The sequence below is a fragment of the Clostridium manihotivorum genome, from assembly GCF_004015185.1.
In the GTDB taxonomy this organism is placed as follows: domain Bacteria; phylum Bacillota; class Clostridia; order Clostridiales; family Clostridiaceae; genus Clostridium_AR; species Clostridium_AR manihotivorum.
Genome location: NZ_CP025746.1, coordinates 3698428 through 3718345, shown reverse-complemented (window position 1 = coordinate 3718345; position 19918 = coordinate 3698428). Strand labels below are relative to the sequence as shown.

Here is a 19918-nt window from a genome sequence, read left to right as displayed (position 1 = left end):
TTTTTGTAAAATAATTACTATAGGGGGAAAGAGCTTTGTTTAAAAGGGTATTAAGTTGCTTTACTTCTTTAGTGGTAGCATTAAACACTTTATCTGGTGCAGTGGTTGTTAAGGCTACTACAACAGATAAGGCTACCACTGATGATTTGCAAAAAGGTCTCGTGCTCAACTATGATTTCAATGAAAAAACAACTGATAAGGTAAAAGATGTTTCTGGAAACAACAATGATGGGACTTTTGGAGGAACTGCTAAAATTACAGAGGGTGGAAAGGTAAGCAACACACTTAGTTTAGATGGTAAGGGATATGTGAAGCTGCCTGATGGAATTTTAGATAAATTAAATGATATAACCATATCTACTTGGGTTAACTTTAATAGTTCTGATAACGCAAATTGGCAAAGAATATTTGATTTTGGTATGGATACAAAAAATTACTTTTTCTTAAGCAAAAATAGAGTTTGTAATCTTGCTGTAAAAGGAAGTGTAGAAGGTCCAGGTTCAAAGGATCTTATTCCAGACAATAAGTGGGTAAATATCTCCGTTACTCTAGCAGATGGTAAAATGATATATTATGAAGATGGAGTAGAGTTTGCAAGAGCTGAAGGTGTTAAGAATAAGCCTAGTGATCTTTTAGGAGCTACAGAAAATTATATTGGAAAGTCTAAATTTAGTGCTGATCCTAATCTTACCGGAAAGATAGATGAATTTAGAATATATAATCGTGCCTTATCTAAAGATGAAGTATATAGCTTGATGATGACAAGTGTCACTGATAAAGAAGTTGTTGAAAATGCTAAGAGTAACTTAGATTTAGGAGATTTAAGTGAAATTACTAGTAATTTAAACTTACCTACTTCAGCAGCTAACGGAGTGACTATAAACTGGAGTTCCAGCAATGAAAAGTTATTAAGCTCAAAAGGAATAGTTACTCGCACTGATGGAGATAAAACAGCTCAAGTAACGCTTACAGCTACTTTAACTAAGGGTAGTGTAAGTGATAACAAAGTATTCAATGTAACTATATTGCCGAAGAACATGTCTAATTACTCTTTAAATGTAGATGCTAATAAATCAAAATTTGATATAAGCAATGATTTGATTGGGCTTTTCTTTGAAGATATAAACCATGGTGCAGATGGTGGATTATATGCTGAATTAGTAGAAAATAACTCCTTTGAGTTTAGTAATTCACTTGAATCATGGGCCTTTGAGAAAAAAGGTACAAGCGATGGAACTGCTACAGTAAAAAGCGACAATCCACTAAATGCAAATAATAAGCATTATATAGAATTTAGCTCTACATCAGCAGGGGACGGTTACAGAGCAGTAAATGACGGATATAAGGGAGTTACTGTAAAGAAAGATAGTAAATATGATTTTTCAGTGTGGGCTAAGGACATTGATAAATCCTCAGGAGATTTGAAGGTTCAGCTTGAAACAGATGATGGAACAGCAATATCTGATACCATAACTATTAACGGTTTTTCAGATAAGTGGACAAAATATGAAAAAACCTTGACAGCTAAAGCCGATAGCGCAAAAGCTAAGTTAGTTGTTTATAAGAAAGATAAGGGAATAATTGATCTTGATATGATATCTTTATTCCCAGAGGATACTTGGAAGGGTAGAAAGTATGGTTTAAGAAAAGACTTAGTACAAATGCTTGCAGATATAAAACCAAAGTTCTTGCGTTTCCCTGGTGGTTGTATAGTGGAAGGCGATTCCAAAGAAAATATGTACAACTGGAAGGATACAATAGGCAACATTGAAGAGAGAAAGGTTAACAGAGATCTTTGGGGTTATTATCAATCCTATGGATTAGGTTTCTATGAATATTTTCAGCTTTGTGAAGATTTAGGAGCAGCTCCTTTACCTGTTGTAAACGTTGGAATGACTTGCCAAGCAAGAGGAGATGCTAATAACACCACTTATAGAGTTCCATTGGGAGATGAGCTAAATAAATACATTCAAGATGCCCTTGATCTAATAGAGTATGCAAATGGTGATACATCAACCACTTGGGGGGCTAAGAGAGCAGCTAGTGGACATCCTAAGCCATTTAATCTAAAGTATTTAGCTGTAGGAAATGAGCAATGGGGAACAGAGTATTATAAGAGATTTGAAGCTTTCCAAGCAGCAATAAAAGCTAAATATCCAAATATAACATTAATTACAACCTCTGGGCCATCACCTAGTGGAAGTGATTTTAATAATGCTTGGAACTGGGTAAAGCAAAAAGTTAACGACGGTATAGTTGATGAGCATTATTACATGGATCCACAATGGTTCTTAGAGAATACTCATAGATATGACAGTTATGACAGAAATGGAGCAAAAGTATTCGTTGGTGAGTATGCTTCTAAAAGCAACAATTTAAGATCAGCTTTGTCAGAAGCAGCATACTTAACAGGACTTGAAAAGAATTCTGATGTAGTAAAGATGGCATCTTATGCACCATTATTTGGTAAATATGATGATTATCAATGGAGTCCAAACATGATATGGTTCAATGGAACTGAAGCTTATGGAACTCCTGATTACTATGTACAGAAGTTATTCAGTAATAATCTCGGTACACAGCTATTACAATCATCCATGGATAGATATAGTAAGCTAGGATCAGATATAGCTGGTGGAATTATTCTTGGCTCTTGGAATACAGGAGTAGAATATGATAACGTTTCAGTTACAAGCAATAAAGATAATAGCACAATATTCTCCGATGATTTTAGTACTTCGAAGCCAGAATGGCAAAAGAATAAAGGCAACTGGACAGTAAAAGATGGTAAGTTAGTTTTAACTGATATGCTTGAAGATGCTAGAACATATATAAATAATGACCAATGGAACAACTATACCTTATCGCTAAAGGCAAAGAAGACTAGTGGGAACGAAGGTTTCCTAATAGGTGTAGGTGCAAAGGATACAAACAATTTCTATTGGTTAAATGTAGGAGGTTGGAACAATACAAGAACAGTTATTGAAAAGGCTACTAATGGTACTAAGTCAGTGGTAAGTGAAGCAGATTCCAGCCATTCAGGTAATGTTGTAACTGGCAAGGAATATGATATTAAGATTGTTGTAAATGGTAGTAAGATAGATTGCTATATTGATGGAGTGTTGACTAATAGCTATAGCCAGCAACAACAGGAAAAAGACGTGTACACTTCTTCAAGCTATGACAAAAATACAAATGAAGTTATATTAAAAGTAGTTAACACAACTACAAACCCTAAAGAAGTTAAAATAAATCTAAATGGTGTAGATAAAGTAGCTTCTGAAGCTTCTGAAGAGTATATAACTTCAGGTAGCCAATTAGATGAAAACTCTTTTTTAGATAAAACTAAGGTAGCTTCAGTTAAAAATAAATTAACAGGAATCTCAAAAAGCTTTAATTATAATGCAAGACCTAATTCTGTTGCAGTGATAAGAATAAAGGTAGACCAAGCAGCTTCAGAGGATACTTTAAAGAATGGTTTGAAGCTATATTATACTTTTGACGGCAGTAAAGATAATGTAGTTACAGATCTTTCAGGAAATAACAATGCTGGAACTTTGGAAGGTTCAGCGAAGCTTTCAGATGAAAGCAAGTTTGGAAAAGGTTTAAGTCTTGATGGTAATGGAGATGTGAAGTTTCCAAATAATCTTCTTGATGACTTAAATGATATTACAGTTTCATCTTGGGTTAAATATAGTGCTACTTCAGCAGATTGGGAAAGACTCTTTGACTTTGGAAAGGATACTAATAACTTCTTCTTCTTAAGCAAGAATAAGCATATTGGTATTAATGTGAATTCAAGTCCTCAAGATCTGCAACCAGCAGGAGCACAGGTGAATGACAAGTGGATTCATGTGGCAGTTACCTTGGCCAATAATACTTTAATATATTATGAAAATGGTGTGGAAATAGCTAGACAAGCTAACGTAAAAAATAAACCTAGTGATCTCAAGAGTTCACTTGCAAACTATATAGGTAAATCTAAATTTAGCGATCCTTTATTGCACGGAAATGTAGATGAATTTAGAGTTTATAATAGAGCATTATCAAGTGATGAAATATCTTTATTAAGTAAGCTAGTACCTCAAAGAACCGTTGAAGTAACTAGTAGTAGCCCAGATAACAAGATAAATCAAATAGGCGGTACTTTGCAGATGTCTGCAGTGGTAAGACCTACAGATGAAGCTGTTACTTGGTCTGTACAAGGAATAGACGGAAAAGATACTGACCTAGCTTCAATAGATAGCAATGGACTTTTAACAAGTAAAAAAGCTGGAAGTGTTAATGTAATTGCTGCTTTAAAAAATGATCCAACAGTTTATGGAATAACTAAAGTTACTATAGTTCAAAAAGTAGACTCGCTTACCTTGAGTGGAGCTGATGGTAAGAGTTCCATAAATGCAAAAGGTGGAACCTTACAAATAAAAGCTGCTGCTTTACCTGACAATGCAACAGACAAAGCTGTAAGTTGGTCTTTAACAGACGATAAGGGCAAAGCCACAAATGTTGCAACAATTGATGATAACGGTCTATTAAAAGCAAGAAAGAATGGTACTGTAATAGTATTAGCTACAGCAAAAGATAGCTTTGGAGCAGTAGGAAAACTTATAGTAAATATAACTAATCAAGATGAAGTTGATAATAAAAAATTAGCAGAAATTTGTCCTAAAGCTCCTGCTGAACAGCTTTTATACGATGTTGATAATTTAAATAATGAATCAGCTTGGGGAGCTAATAATACTCATGATCCATCTATTTATAAAGATGGTGACTGGTACTATGTATTTTCCACTGATTATAAGGTAGGAGGAGCTACAGGTGTAGGACTTCAAGTAAGAAAGTCAAAGGACTTGATTACTTGGCAATGGGTAGGAAGAGCATTTAATGATATACCTGCCTCTGCAAAGGCTTGGGCACCTAAAGCTACCAATATGTGGGCACCAGATGTAACTAAGGTTGGGGACACTTATTATTTATACTATACAGTATCGGAATTTGGTACTAATAATTCCTTTATTGGAGTAGCTACAAGCAAGTCAATTGAAGGCCCATGGACTGATCAAGGAGAGGTATATAAAACAAAGAGCGGAGTTAATACTGACAATGCTTTAGATCCAAATATAACTAAGGATGCAAATGGAGATTTATGGCTAGTGTATGGATCTTACTTTGGAGGAATATACATTTCTCAGGTTGATAAAACTACTGGAAAGCTTAAGACTACAGGTCAAGGTAAACAGATAGCTGCAACAGGTAAGAGAAAGAACATGGAAGCTCCATATGTTATTTATAATCCTCAGTTTAAAAAGTATTACCTGTTTATGTCTTATGATGATTTGGCAAGTGACTATAATGTAAGAGTAGCTTGGTCAGATAAGATTGATGGGCCATATACAGATTTTAATGGTAAATCACTTATGGATACTCCTACAGACACAAATTCCTTGTATAATATAGGCACAAAAGTTATTGGAAGTTATGCTTTTGGAAATGATCCAGGATGGATAGCTCCAGGGCATAATTCAGTACTAAATGATAATGGTAATTTCTACTTTGTTAGTCATGCAAGAGGCGGAGTAGATAAGAATTGGGCTTACTTACAAGTGAGAAAAATTGCATGGACAGAGGATGGAAAACCAGCGGTTTCACCAGAAAGATATGCAGGAGAAAAAGAGCAAAAGATAGACAAGAGTTTGATAGCTGGCAAATATCAAGCCATAGTTATGGATAGGCTAAATAATAATAAGCTTACTTCTAAGGATGTAACCTTGTACCCAGATGGAAAAATCAATGATGAAAATGGTAAAAACTATTGGGAATTAACTGGGGATAATATATTAAAGCTTCATTACTATGATCAGGGAAAAGCTCCAGGAGATTATTGGATTGATACTGTAAAGGTACTTCCTTCTTGGGATTTTGAAAACTGGAGACCTACTTTGGTTTATACTGGGTATAATCAAGACAACACTGAGATATGGGGTAAACAGTTAGAAGCTATTGATACAAAGCTTACTGATATAAAAGTAACTTCAAAAACTAATAAAACAGAAATTACAGATAAGGGTGGAAAACTAGAATTTACTGCTGTTGTAGTTCCTGATTATGCAACTGACTCTACAGTATCTTGGAAGGTTACAGATATTAATGGGAATGACACTGATATTGCAACTATCTCTGAAGATGGTGTGTTAACCGCTGTAAAAGACGGTTATGTAAGAGTAGCAGCTGTAGCAAATGATGGATCAGGAGTTACTGGAACCATCGATATTAAGATTAGCGGACAGTCAAACAGTGGAAGTGACAATGGAAGTGGAACTAATCCAGGAGGAAACAATAATCCTGGAGGCAATAACACAAATCCTAGCGGAGATAACAATTCAGGCAATAACAATAATGGCTCTGGCAATAATGGAAGTGCAACAGGCAATGACAATAACAGTAATAATGGCGGTGACAAGATAGTTATAGGAGCTGTTTCAAAGGGAGTATTACCTGTAGGAATTAAAGCTATTGACAACAAGAATGGGGAAAATGTTATAAGTTTAGATTCTAAAGCTATAGAAAACGAGACAGAAATAACTATTGCGGATATAAGTTCTTTGAGAGATGGCACTGGAAGCTTTACTATTAATTTAGGCAGTTATGAAAGCATAAAGTTACCATTCAGCTTAATAGATAAAGCTTTACTAAAAGATGGTGCTAAAGTTATTATAAGAACTTATATAGACTCAGCTAGCGATTTGGTAAAGAATATCAAAGGTGTTAAAAAGATATTTGGCTATGAAATAGAGGTTATAAATAATGGAACTAGCACTTTTGTCCATAGCTTTGCAAATGGAGTTGCTGAAATAAGTATAAATCTAAGTGATGATGAATTAAAAGGATTGGACAAAAATAATATTTCAGTATTCTACTATAGCGAAAGTACAAACAAATTTGAAGTTATGGATACAGTAGTTTCTGGCAATAAGGTAACCTTTAAGACTCCACATTTTAGTAAATTCATTATAGCTGAGAAAGATAAAGATACTGCAACAACTACTAATAGCGCTACAACTATTCCTAAGACAGGAAGTTTAATAGGAAGTAACTTACTATTATTTTCAGGGCTTTTATTAATAATCTTAGGTGCGGCTACTATATTTACTAAGAGAAGAAGAACTGTGCATACAAAATAATAAAACTAAATAAAAGTAAGGAGCTCTTAATAATGCTGAAGACAATAAGGCAGACTTAAGGGCTCCTTTGTCTTATATTTTAGAACAGTATAAAGTTTTTGCTATTTAAATCAAAAAATTAATGTATAAAATGTGAGAAATTTGATTATGTGGTTGCGATTGTTATATGGTTTTTTGAAATAATTGAAATGATTCTAAATAATAAATTGACTTATAGAAATAACTTTAATATAATTTTGTTTAGAAACAAGTGAAATGGTTTAAATAAAGATAAACATAATCTTATGAATAACATGTAAACGTTATAATCGCAGCTTAGCTATAGTAGTAATTCTTATTATTTTTCAAGTATTGATTTAGTGGTTATCTTTTATTAGTATAAATAATTTTAAAATTGGTTTGTATGTAATTATCCAATTTATAGAGATAAAAGATTTTCACTGGTTTCTAACAATTAACCATAAGGTGGTGGTATTTAGTTCTTTTGTGAAAAGGAAGAGGTCAAAAAAATACAGTTGATTAACTACTATAGGGGGAAAGAGATTTGTTTAGAAAAGTATTAAGTTGTATTACTTCATTAGTTGTAGTTTTAAATACTTTTTCTGGTACGGTTTTAGTAAAGGCTGCTACCAATGAAGACACTGCTGTAAACAGTAACATAAGTTCGGAAGATAATTTAAAGAATGGACTTAAGCTTTACTATACCTTTGAAGGAAGCAAAAATAATGTGATTTCTGATGTTTCTGGAAACAACAACGTAGGAACGCTAGTCGGTTCAGCCAATATTGCTGATGATGGAAAGTTTGGCAAAGGCTTGAGCTTAGATGGAAAAGGCTATGTGAAACTTCCAAGTAATTTCTTAGATGATCTAAATGAAATTACTATAACTACATGGATAAAGTATAGCAGTAACTCATCAGATTGGGAAAGAGTTTTTGACTTAGGAAAAGATACAAATAACTTCTTTTTCTTAAGTAAAAATAGACATATAGGTTTAAATGCAAATTCTAGTCCTCAAGATTTGGGACAAGTTGGTCAGCAAGTTAATGATCAGTGGATTAACATAGCAGTTACTCTATCAAATAATACACTAATATATTATGAAAATGGAACTGAAGTATCTAGAAAGAATGATGTTACAAATAAACCTAGTGATTTGAAAAATGCCGTTGAAAGTTATATAGGTAAATCTAAGTTTGCAGATCCTTACTTACATGCAAAGCTAGATGAATTCAGAATATATAATAGAGCATTATCAAAAGAAGAAGTAGCTAGTCTTAGCAATGCTGTAGTAGATAAGACAATAGAACTAAGCAGCAGCAACTCAGAAAATAAGATAAGAACCATAGGAGATACTTTACAGATATCAGCATTAGTAAGACCAACAGATGAAAAAGTTAACTGGTCAGTCAAAGGTTTGGATGGCAAAGATACTGATATAGCAGAGATTGATTCTAATGGTTTACTTAAGAGTAAGAAAACCGGAACTGTAAATGTAATAGCTACATTAGATAGTGATGCTAAAGTCTATGGAACCTTAAAAGTTACGGTTATGCAAAAGGTAAACGGTTTAACTCTAAATGGGCAAGATGGAAAGAGTTCAATAAATACAAAAGGTGGAACTTTACAAGTGCTTCCTAGTATTTTACCAGAGAATGCTACAGATAAAAATGTTACTTGGTCATTGACAGATTCCAATGGAAAAGCAACTAATATTGCAACTGTTGATGAAAACGGAGTAGTTAGAGCAAGAAAGAACGGAAATATAATTGTTACAGCTACATCCAAAGATAATAATGAAATCACGGCTAAGTTTAATATAAATATTACAAACCAAGATGATGTAGAAAATAAAAAGTTAGCAGAGATATGCCCAAGCGCACCAGCTGAACAACTTATGTACGATGTAGAGAACATAAATAATGAATCAGCTTGGGGAGCAAATAATACTCATGATCCATCAATCTATAAGGACGGAGATTGGTATTATGTATTTTCAACAGATTATAAAGTTGGAGGTCCTACTGGTGTTGGACTTCAGGTAAGAAAATCTAAAGATTTAATTACTTGGCAATGGGTTGGAAGAGTATTTAGCGACATACCTGCAGCAGCTAAAGCTTGGGCACCTAAAGCAGACAACATGTGGGCACCAGATGTAACTAAAGTAAATGATACATATTATCTATACTATACAGTTTCAGAATTTGGTAGCAATAATTCCTTTATAGGCCTTGCTACAAGTAAGTCAATAGAAGGGCCATGGACAGATCAAGGAGAAGTATACAAGACTAAAAGCGGTGTAAGTAAAGATAATGCCTTAGACCCTAATATAGTTACCGATGCCAATGGTGATTTACACCTTGTATACGGTTCTTATTTCGGAGGTATATTTGTATCTAAAATAGATAAAGCTACTGGAAAACTTGTAACACCGGGACAAGGCAAACAAATAGGTGCTACTGGCAATAGAAAGAATATGGAAGCACCTTATGTAATTTATAATCCTCAATTTAAAAAGTATTATCTTTTTATGTCCTATGACGATCTTGCAACTGACTACAATGTAAGAGTAGGTTGGTCTGATAGTATCGATGGACCATATACTGATTTTAATGGAAGATCACTTTTAGATACTACTTCACCTAATCTATATGATATAGGAACAAAGTTTATAGGCAGCTATGCCTTTGGCAATGATCCAGGTTGGATTGCTCCTGGTCATAACTCAGTTCTTAATGATAATGGAGATTTTTATCTAGTACACCATGCAAGAGGTGGAGCTGATAAGAACTGGGCATATTTACAAGTAAGGAAAATAGTTTGGACTGAAGATGGTAAGCCAATGGTATCTCCTGAAAGATATGCTGGAGAGAAAGAGCAAAAAGTAGATAAAAGTTTAATTGCAGGAAAGTGGCAAACAATAGTTCAAAATAGACTTAACAACAATAAACTTACATCTAATGACATTACTTTATATGCTGATGGTAAGATAAACGATGAAACAAGCAAGAATTACTGGGAGCTTTCTGGAGATAATGTGCTTAAACTTCATTATTATGATCCAGTAAATGCACCTGGAGAGTATTGGGTTGATACTGTGAAGGTACTACCGGCTTGGGACTTCGAAAACTGGAGACCAACCTTGGTTTATACTGGATATAATCAAGACAATACAGAAATTTGGGGTAAGCAAATCGAAGCTATTAAAACTAAGGTAACAGATATAAAAATCACAGCTAAGGATAATAAGACTAATATAACAGAAAAAGGTGGAAAGTTAGAATTTTCTACTACTGTTACACCAGATTACGCTAGTGATAACTCAGTAGCATGGTCTGTAACTGATTCTGAAGGCAAAGCTACAGAGCTTGCAGCAATATCTGATAATGGAGTGTTAACTGCTGTTAAAGATGGTGTTGTTAGAGTCGTAGCAACTGCAAAGGACGGTTCAGCAGTCACAGCCTTCTTAGATATAAATATCAGTGGACAGACTTCTGAAGTTAAAGATAATGGCAGTAACACAAGCCCAGGAGTAAATAATAATCCTGTAGACAACACAAGTACTGAAGTAACTAAGCCAGGAGATAACAGTACTAAGCCTAGTGAAGATAGTTCAAAAACAGGTAGTGACATAGCTATAATTGATAAAGGAACTGAAGGAAATACTAGTACCAATGGAAATACTAATACTACAGATAACAGTATTTCTACTAATGGAAATACTTCAGCAAGCAGTGAAAAAGTAGTTGTGGGATCAGTTTCAAACAATGTATTACCAGTGGAAGTAAAAGTTGTTGATAATAAAAATGGCGAAAATGTTATTAATTTGGATAATAAAGCAGCTAATAATATAACTGAATTGACTATAAGTGATATAGCTTCTATTAGAGATGGTAGCGGAAGTCTTACTATAAATTTAGGAAGCTATGAGAGCATTAAGCTACCTTTTAATACAATCGAAAAGACATTACTTAAAGCTGGTTCTAAAATTGTTTTAAGAACAAAAGTAGAAAGTAACGGTGATATAACAAAGAACATAAAGGGATTAAAGAAGGTTTTTGGATATGAGCTTCAAGTAGTAGATAACAGCTCAAACACTTCAATTCACAATTTTGCAAGTGGGTCTGCTGAAATAACTATAAATTTAAGTGATGATGAGCTTAAAGGATTAGATAAAAATAACTTGGGAGTATTTTATTATAATGAAAGTACTAAAAAATATGAAGTTATGGAATCCACAGTTAGTGGCAATAAGGTAACCTTTAAAACACCTCATTTTAGTAAATTTATAATAGCTGAAAAATCTACAAGTACAAGTAATGCTAGTGGAGCCACAGTTCTTCCTAAGACTGGTAGCTTAGCAGGAAGCAGCTTATTGTTATTAAGCGGATTAGCACTTATAGCTTTAGGCATAGCTGCAGTTACTACTAGAAGAAGAAAGATGATTTAGAGAAATATTACTTAAAGAAAATATTAATATAATGGATAACTCGTTGAAGGCATTCTTCAGCGAGTTTTTTCTTTAGACATTTATATGCCAGAAAAGTTTTGTAGCATTGTGGGAAACGATCTTAAATCAAGGTGGAAAAAATAATATTTATTAATTGGTAAGCCTCTATTCTAATCTAGCTGTTCAATAAAGTTATAGGCTTTTTCATCCTCATAGGAGGAGAGCTTAATATTGCCGAAATTATTTGTATCTAGTTGAAAGTTTAAAATGTTCTTTAAGGCCTCATAATAATCAGTTCTATCAATTCTCTTGTTACTAATCAGAAGTTTCTGACAGCAAGGTTTACTATTTGCATCTGAAGGTAAGAAAAGTAGTGAAAGACCTCCAATATAATTTTCCTTATTTACATTTGGTTTTATCATATTTATATAGCAGATGCCATCTTCTCTGCTATATAAATTAAAGGATAGAAGTTTTTCTGAAGTGATTATATTACCAGAGAAGCTTTTCATTATAGAGTTTCCAAATAGGATTTTGAAAAAAGCTTTATCTCCGTCAACTTCTATAATTCCTTCATGTATAGCACCTTCTTTGCTTATGTTTGTGGATAGAAAGTAGCAATAATACTGTTTATCAAACATATTAGTTTCTAAGTCTATGCCTTTTTCAATAGTTTCTATGTCAACTGCAGAAAGGGTTTGACTTATAAATCTATCTAATTGAAGATTATAAATTTTACAGATAAAAAGTAAGGTTTCTATGGAAGGAAATGCATCTCCAGATTTATATTTCGATAGTAAATCCTCAGATACTCCAATTTTCTTAGCCAATTGCTTTTGTGTTCCTTCTAGCTGTATTAGTTTCTTTAGATTATATGTAAATACTTTTGTTATATCTTCATAAAGTGTATTTTTCATGTACTTTATCTTATTTAAGTCACTTAGTGACGTTGAAGTTTTGCTTATGTATTTTTCACTCTGTTTATTATTATTTTCAAAAGGTATTTTAGGATCCAATTTACGACCTCCGTGTTTTCTATTTTAATTCAAGTTTAAGTTGAATAATATTCAAGTTAAATCATTATTAATTCAAGTTTGTTGTATTTTTAAATAGAATTATTGAGTAATAACTTCTTATATATTACCATAATTATGGATTTTAAAGAACTACATAATTAATATCATAAATTATAAGTTATGAAAGGATGTAATATTTTATGGAATTATTAACTTCAATAATTTTTTCGTTCTTTTTATCAATTATTTTAGGGAGATTAATAATCCCTTTTTTAAGAAGAGAAAAAATTGGACAATACATAAGAGAAGGTCAGCCTAAGGAACATTTAAAAAAGGCAGGAACACCTCACTTTGGTGGATTCATATTCATTTTAGCTACTGTAGTAACCTCTGTTATTATGGTAAAGGATTTTAATAATGAGGTGAAATTTGTACTATATTCCTTTCTAATTTTTGGTGCCATAGGATTTATAGATGATGCTTTAAAGACCTTCAAAAAGAAAAATGAGGGATTAACTATATTGCAAAAGTTAATTTTAATGGGATGTGCCTCCTTATATTTAAGTTATTTTATAACTCATAAGTTAGCATTAGATAGGGCTATAATTATACCATTTATGGGAAAGGCAATTAATCTAGGAGTATTCTATATACCTTTTATCTTATTTTTCTACACAACCGTCACTAACGCAGTTAATCTAACTGATGGATTAGATGGCTTAGCTGGTACAGTTACAATGTTAGTAGTAACATTTTTTACCTCTGTATGTTTGTTAAGTGAGAAAAGTCACTTAGCAGTAGTTTGCTCAGCACTAGTTGCTTCATTATTAGGTTTCCTACGATTTAATCTATATCCTGCTAAGATCATCATGGGGGATACGGGCTCACTTGCTTTAGGAGGATTTATTGCTTCCATTGCTATTGTATTAAAGCTTCCTTTAATTATACCTGTGGTAGGAGGAATATATATGATAGAAACCTTAACTACATTTATCCAGATATTTGTCTTTAAGATTACAGGAAAAAGAGTGTTTAAAATGGCACCAATACATCATTCCTTCGAACTTTCAGGTTACTCTGAGACATATATAGTAACTCTATTTTCATTAGCAACAGCTGTATTATGCATAGTAGGATTATTTGCATTTTTACTGTTTTAGAAACTCATAACTTAACATAAAATTAACCTTTTACTTGAATGAGAAGCAATATAATGGTATATTTTATATATGCTAGTGTATATACATCTGTAAAGGAATGGTGAATATTATGACTATAACTGAAGAAATACAAAAACTTAAAAAGGAAAAGAATGCTATCATTCTTGCACATTATTATCAAAGACCCGAAGTGCAAGAAGTAGCAGATTACATAGGTGACTCTTATTATTTAAGTAAAATAGCAAAGGAATCAGATAAGGACACCATAGTATTTTGTGGTGTTAAATTTATGGCTGAAAGTGCAAAAATACTTTCACCTAATAAAAAGGTTTTATTACCAGCATTAGATGCAGGGTGTCCAATGGCTGACATGGCTACTGCAGAAAAGGTATTAGAATATAAAGAAAAATATCCTAAGGCTGCTGTTGTATGTTATATAAACTCATCAGCAGAAGTTAAGGCTGTTAGTGATGTTTGTTGTACATCTTCCAATGCTTTAAAGATAATAAACTCTTTAGAAAATGACCAAATTATTTTTCTTCCAGATAAAAATTTAGCTTCTTATATCCAAGAAAAAGTTCCTAATAAAGAAATTATACTTTGGCCAGGCTTCTGTATAACCCATAAGAGAATTAGAGAAGATGAAGTCTTACAAGCAAAAGAAGCAATCGAGGGACTAGTTGTTCTTGCTCATCCAGAGTGTGAAAAGGAAATAAGAGATTTAGCTGATTTTGTAGGCAGCACTTCAGAAATAATTGATTTTGCAACAGCTAGTGATAAAAGGAACTTTTTGATTGCCACTGAAGAAGGTGTACTTCATGAATTAAAAAAGAGAAATCCAGATAAAAAATTCTTTACTCCTAGAGGTGGTTTAATGTGCATAAATATGAAGAAAACTTCGCTAAATGATGTTAGAGATGCTCTTTTATACGACAAGAATATAATTGAATTAGATGAAGAGTTGAGAGTTAAAGCACATAGTTGTCTTATGAAGATGCATTCAATATAAGTCTAAGTTAATTAACATAGTTTTATAGTCTATTTATGAGAGAATTATTGTAATTAAAACATAATAGCACTAATCACTTAATTTCAACATGGTGTTTTAAGACACCATAGTTTTAAACTTTGAAGGAAGGTAGAAGTATGATACTAAATACTGATGTATTAATAATAGGTGCTGGAGTTACAGGTTTAAATTTTGCTTTAAATTTAAGAGACGATTTAGATGTTATGGTATTGGCTAAAGATACTTTAAACGAATGTAATAGTTATTTGGCCCAAGGCGGCATATCAGTGCTTAGAAATGAAGAGGACTATGAGACTTATGTTAAGGACACTTTGGTAGCAGGCAATTTCAAAAATAGAAGACAAGCAGTTGAGATTTTAGTTAAAGAATCTAGGAATGCTATTGATAAGCTAGAACAATTAGAGGTTCCATTCAATAGAGATAAGGATGGACAACTTATTTATACTAGAGAAGGAGCGCATAGCGTCAATAGGATAGTCCACTGTGATGATAATACCGGCGAACAGCTTCACAAGGTTTTGGCGAAAAAAGTACGAGAAAAATCAAATGTTAAGATAGTTGAAAACTGTTTTTTTGCTGATTTACTCACTGTTAAGAATAAATGTATAGGAGCTTTAGCTATTCATGGAGAGGAAGAGCTAAATATAATAGCAAAAGCTGTAGTTGTAGCAACTGGAGGTATAGGTGGACTTTTTAAAAACTCTACTAATTTTCATTCTATAAGCGGTGATGGCTTAGCTATAGCTATTAAGAACAATATTAAAGTTGAGAATCTAGATTATATACAATTTCATCCTACAGCTTTTTACGAGGATATAAAGGATAAGAGAAGACTGTTAATATCCGAAGCGGTAAGAGGAGAAGGTGGAAGATTAGTAAATAAGGCAGGAGAAAGATTTGTTAATGAACTGTTGCCTAGAGATAAGGTAACAGAGGCTATACTTGAAGAAGAATTTAAAAGTAAATCTAAACATGTGTATCTTGATGTAAGTTTCTTAGACAAGGATTTTGTAAAAAAGAGATTCCCTAATATCTATAGAAGCTGTCTAGACAGAGGCGTAGACATTACAAAAGAGCCAATTCCAGTAACTCCTGCGCAGCACTATTTTATGGGGGGCATAAAAGTTGATATGTATTGTAGAACTTCAATGGAAAATCTTTATGCTGCTGGAGAGGTAAGTTCTACAGGCTTACATGGAGCTAATAGACTGGCAAGTAATTCATTATTGGAGTCTTTAGTTTTTTCTAACAGGGCTGTGAATTATATAAATAATAATCTTTTACCTTATACTGTTATATATAAAGATTTAGTTAAGAGGGTTGAAGGAGACAGAGAGTATTACAGCAATGATCTATCGCTTGTGTTACAAGAAGAAATAAAGAAGGTTAGAGGAGATATTATAAATGAATTGGTTGCTTTATGATGATATTTTAAAAAGTGCAATAAAGGAAGATGCACCTTATGGAGATATAACCACCATGGCTATAACAAAAGAAGCTAAGTACTGTACTGCTGACCTGATAGTTAAAGAAGATGGGGTTATAGCTGGACTGGAGATATTTAAGAGAGCTTTTGAGATATTAGGGCCAATTGATGTAGAATTTTTTGCTACAGATGGCGAAAAAGTTAAAAGAGGTCAGGTTATTGCAAAGGTTAGCGGTAACAGTGATGTGGTTTTGACTGGTGAAAGAGTAGCTCTTAACTTTCTACAGAGAATGAGTGGCATAGCTACACTTACTAGAAGGTATGTAGATCAGCTTGAAGGAACTAATACTAAGTTATTGGATACAAGAAAAACTACTCCTAATATGAGAATATTCGAAAAGTATGCAGTAAAGGTAGGCGGAGGAACAAATCATAGACTAGGTCTTAGTGATGGAGTTCTTATAAAGGACAATCACATAGCTGCTGCAGGAGGAATAAAGAACGCTGTAGCTCTAGTTAAAAATGAAGTTCCTTTTGTAAGAAAGATAGAAGTTGAGGTTGAAACTATAGCTGAGCTGTACGAAGCTCTTGAGGCAAAAGCAGATATAATAATGCTTGATAATATGGATATTGAGACAATGAAGCAAGCAGTTGAAATAGTAAATAAACAAGCGCTAACTGAGGCTTCAGGAAATATAACTATTGAAAATATAAGAGAAGTTGCTTTAACAGGAGTGGATTATATATCCTCTGGTGCCTTGACACATTCCTTTAATATACTTGATTTGAGCCTAAAGAATTTGAAACTTCATTAGTATTTATTTTATTTATAGATTTTGTATATTTATAATAAGCAGTCCATGCAGTTTTTTATAAAATATACATTAATATAGCCTATAGAGTAATTTTTTTAACGTCTACTCTATAGGCTATATTTTATTTTTAAGTATAATTAGCATAGTATTTTCTATACATTTTCAAAATAGAGCTTATTAATTTGAAAAACTTTATTTAACCTGAAGCTCTATAACAGCTACCTTCATAGAAGAAATACATTTTAGTACACAAGGGAAAACATAGTTTTGAAAGTTATCAGTACCACCTAAATTTATACTATAGTAGTCTGTATTATTGATATTTAAAATATTGTTATAAATCATAGTTACATTCATTTCCTTAATAATATGACAAGGTATATAAAAGGCTTTTATATTATTTTTATATATTTCAACTAGGCAGTTTTTATATATATATGTTGCAAGATGAAAATTTCGATATGATATTTAGGTAAGAACATCCATTAATATAAGATAACTAAAATATCCAAACTAGAATATAAAATAAAAATTATAGCGAGGTTTTAAATATGGATATTTTGATTCTTAATAAGATTGCTGGGCATGAAGATGATATAAACGAGTTAAAATCAGCTTTAAAAAAGACTAAAAACACAAGGTTATATAAAAGATATTCTGTTTTACTTAAGCATTTTGATGGATTTACAAATAGAAAAATAGCTGAAATGGAGAATCTAGAAGAACATACTGTTTCTACATATATAAAAAATTATAAATCAAAAGGAATAGATGGATTAAATATTGGCCACGGCGGCGGAGCACAAAGAAAATCAATTCACTTCAAGAGAAGCTCATTGTAGAAACTATAACTACAAAAACTCCAGAAGATGTAGGCTTCGAATCTAAAATGAATTGGACTATTGAATTAGTGAGGCAATGGGTTATTAAAGAATTTAATATAAATATGTCACATAGAGGAATAGCATATGTACTTCATAGATTAAATTTAAGTTATACTAGACCTACTTACGTCTTAGCGAAAGCTGATAAAGAAAAGCAAGAAATTTTTAAAAGTGACTTTAAAGCTTTAAAAAAATGCCTCAATGGCTTAGTTGATACCATCTTATTTGAAGATGAATCAATGATTAGAGATTATCAAGCAATTCAAAAGAGCTGGTTTATAAGAGGACAACAAAGGAAAATTCCTACGTTCGGTAAAAATGCAGGTGTTAAACTTATGGGAATATTGGATTACGAGACTGGTAACGTATATTGCGAGGAACATGAAAGATATGACGCTAAGATATTTAATGACTTTTTAGAAAACGTACTTAAGCAGTATCCAAAAGGAAAAATTGTTGTGGTATTAGACAATGCTAAGATTCATCATGCAAAGCTGATTCAGCCATTTCTTAATAGAGTTAAAGATAGGCTTGAATTGATGTTTTTACCACCGTATAGTCCAGAAATGAATCTTATAGAGGGGTTATGGGGATGGCTAAAGGCATCTGTTATTAACAATGTCTTTTATAAATCTCTGCCACAAGTTAGAACTGCAATTCAAAAGTTTATAAGTAACATAAATAAGGTTCCTACTCAAACAATAGACAGGCTATGTGTTAGATTGTAGAAACCAATTTGCAATATATATATTATAGCTATTTGATTTTCTGGATCTGTATCATCGAAGTCTGCAGGATCAATTAAATAAACTAATATTCTATTACCATCCTTCTTGTAGTAGTAATTACCTATCTTTTTCATTCTAAACTTACTTAATTGTCTTTGTAATCTTGTTTGATATCCTTGAAAGGTTCCAACAACAAAAAGCACAAAGGCTATTATTAATACCATTACACCATTTACACTAAGCAAGTATTTAAAATAGTAGCGTAAGAATTCAGAAATGTAGTCTAATTGTAGGGGAAGTTTCATGGTTAGATAAATTGATAGCATATCTGCAACAAAAATCTGGATTGTACAAGTTAGACCAATCAATAGCCTAAATACAAAATTTACTGCCCGCTCTTCATAATTTTTATTATATAAATAAAGTATAATTATTAAGCCTATCAAAGGAATTAATAAAAAATTCTTATTAAAGAAATACATAGAATAACCATATAATATTCCTATAGCAAAAGAGGCGAAAATACACTTAAATAAAGATATAAGAAAACTACTGTTTTTCTTTTGGTACTCTTGGATATCAATTGTATCTTCATCAGTTAAGTTCGTTTGGTTTTCTATAGCCTCTTTATTTAGTTGTGACTCTATTCTATTGGATATAGTGAGGTAAAGTCTTTCAATATCTATATCAGGATATATCATCAATGATATGGCAAGAGAAAAGGTACCTCCAAATAAATCGCTGAATAAAGTTCCTAAGGAGTCCTTTCTTTTAGAGAGCTTTTCTTTAGTTATTATACCTATCATAGTGTTATGATTTTGTTTGTATATGGATACATCTGCAGCTTTGTCCCAAGTTATAGTTTTGCTGCCAAATAGAGAACCAGTCTTAATGTACTCTTTTGTTATTTCTAAATAACTTCTTTTTAATATGCCCATGTATAGCCATAAAATTAAAAGGAATAAGGTAAATAATATAAAAAACACTTTTAGAACTAATGCTTCATTGTCATCTGTAGGGAAAAAGAAGGCTCCTAAAGTAAAAAATGCAATTAAAACAATATATAATATATGTGTAGATAGTTTAAGCCTGCAATTTTGCTTATATGGCAATTCATATTCTAATACTTCTTTTTCTGATTCTAACATAGTAGTCCCCCTAACTAAAATTAATTTATAAGAATATAAAAAAGTTGCTGAAGCGACCTCCTTCAGTGAGCTTTTTTGCG

10 protein-coding genes are annotated in these 19918 nt (G+C 32.3%); 7 read left to right on the top strand and 3 right to left on the bottom strand.

The window, feature by feature from the left end:
• Window positions 1-35: 35 nt before the first annotated feature.
• Together C1I91_RS16770 and C1I91_RS16765 are read left to right on the top strand one after the other, a co-directional pair.
• Window positions 36-7181 (top strand): LamG-like jellyroll fold domain-containing protein, encoded by a 7146-nt coding sequence (locus C1I91_RS16770; protein ID WP_128213888.1) that lies wholly within the window; start codon window positions 36-38, stop codon window positions 7179-7181.
• Between the two features lie 544 nt (window positions 7182-7725).
• A complete protein-coding gene (locus C1I91_RS16765) occupies window positions 7726-11631 on the top strand; it encodes a family 43 glycosylhydrolase (protein ID WP_128216026.1) in 3906 nt (1301 codons plus the stop codon).
• Between the two features lie 170 nt (window positions 11632-11801).
• On the opposite strand, the gene C1I91_RS16760 is transcribed toward C1I91_RS16765, so the two are convergent.
• Window positions 11802-12647: a helix-turn-helix domain-containing protein gene (locus tag C1I91_RS16760; RefSeq protein ID WP_238475810.1), complete on the bottom strand. Its 846-nt coding sequence runs from the start codon at window positions 12645-12647 to the stop codon at window positions 11802-11804.
• Window positions 12648-12847: 200 nt separating this feature from the next.
• On the opposite strand from C1I91_RS16760, the gene mraY reads away from it, so the two are divergent.
• From mraY to nadC, 4 genes are all read left to right on the top strand, one after another.
• On the top strand, window positions 12848-13807 hold the full coding sequence (gene mraY, locus C1I91_RS16755; protein WP_128213887.1) for a phospho-N-acetylmuramoyl-pentapeptide-transferase: 960 nt from the start codon (window positions 12848-12850) through the stop codon (window positions 13805-13807).
• A 109-nt stretch (window positions 13808-13916) separates the two neighbouring features.
• The gene (gene nadA / locus C1I91_RS16750; protein ID WP_128213886.1) at window positions 13917-14816 is read left to right on the top strand and encodes a quinolinate synthase NadA; all 900 of its coding nucleotides are present in this window, start codon (window positions 13917-13919) and stop codon (window positions 14814-14816) included.
• A gap of 137 nt (window positions 14817-14953) precedes the next feature.
• Complete coding sequence (locus C1I91_RS16745; protein WP_128213885.1) at window positions 14954-16261, top strand: L-aspartate oxidase; 1308 nt, start codon at window positions 14954-14956, stop codon at window positions 16259-16261.
• Window positions 16242-17078 (top strand): carboxylating nicotinate-nucleotide diphosphorylase, encoded by an 837-nt coding sequence (gene nadC / locus C1I91_RS16740; protein WP_128213884.1) that lies wholly within the window; start codon window positions 16242-16244, stop codon window positions 17076-17078. Before C1I91_RS16745 ends, nadC begins: the two co-directional genes overlap by 20 nt.
• Before the next feature lie 192 nt (window positions 17079-17270).
• On the opposite strand, the gene C1I91_RS28260 is transcribed toward nadC, so the two are convergent.
• Window positions 17271-17423 carry a hypothetical protein gene (locus C1I91_RS28260; RefSeq protein WP_164880567.1) on the bottom strand — a complete coding sequence of 51 codons (153 nt, stop codon included), beginning with the start codon at window positions 17421-17423 and terminating at the stop codon, window positions 17271-17273.
• A gap of 206 nt (window positions 17424-17629) precedes the next feature.
• Between C1I91_RS28260 and C1I91_RS16735 the strand changes: the two genes are divergently transcribed.
• A protein-coding gene (locus tag C1I91_RS16735; protein ID WP_128211767.1) for an IS630 family transposase occupies window positions 17630-18690 on the top strand; the annotation gives its coding sequence in 2 pieces (ribosomal slippage) (window positions 17630-17882 and window positions 17882-18690; 1062 coding nt in all).
• On the opposite strand, the gene C1I91_RS16730 is transcribed toward C1I91_RS16735, so the two are convergent.
• Complete coding sequence (locus C1I91_RS16730; protein WP_128213883.1) at window positions 18657-19838, bottom strand: hypothetical protein; 1182 nt, start codon at window positions 19836-19838, stop codon at window positions 18657-18659. The genes C1I91_RS16735 and C1I91_RS16730 overlap by 34 nt on opposite strands.
• Between the last annotated feature and the right edge of the window lie 80 nt (window positions 19839-19918).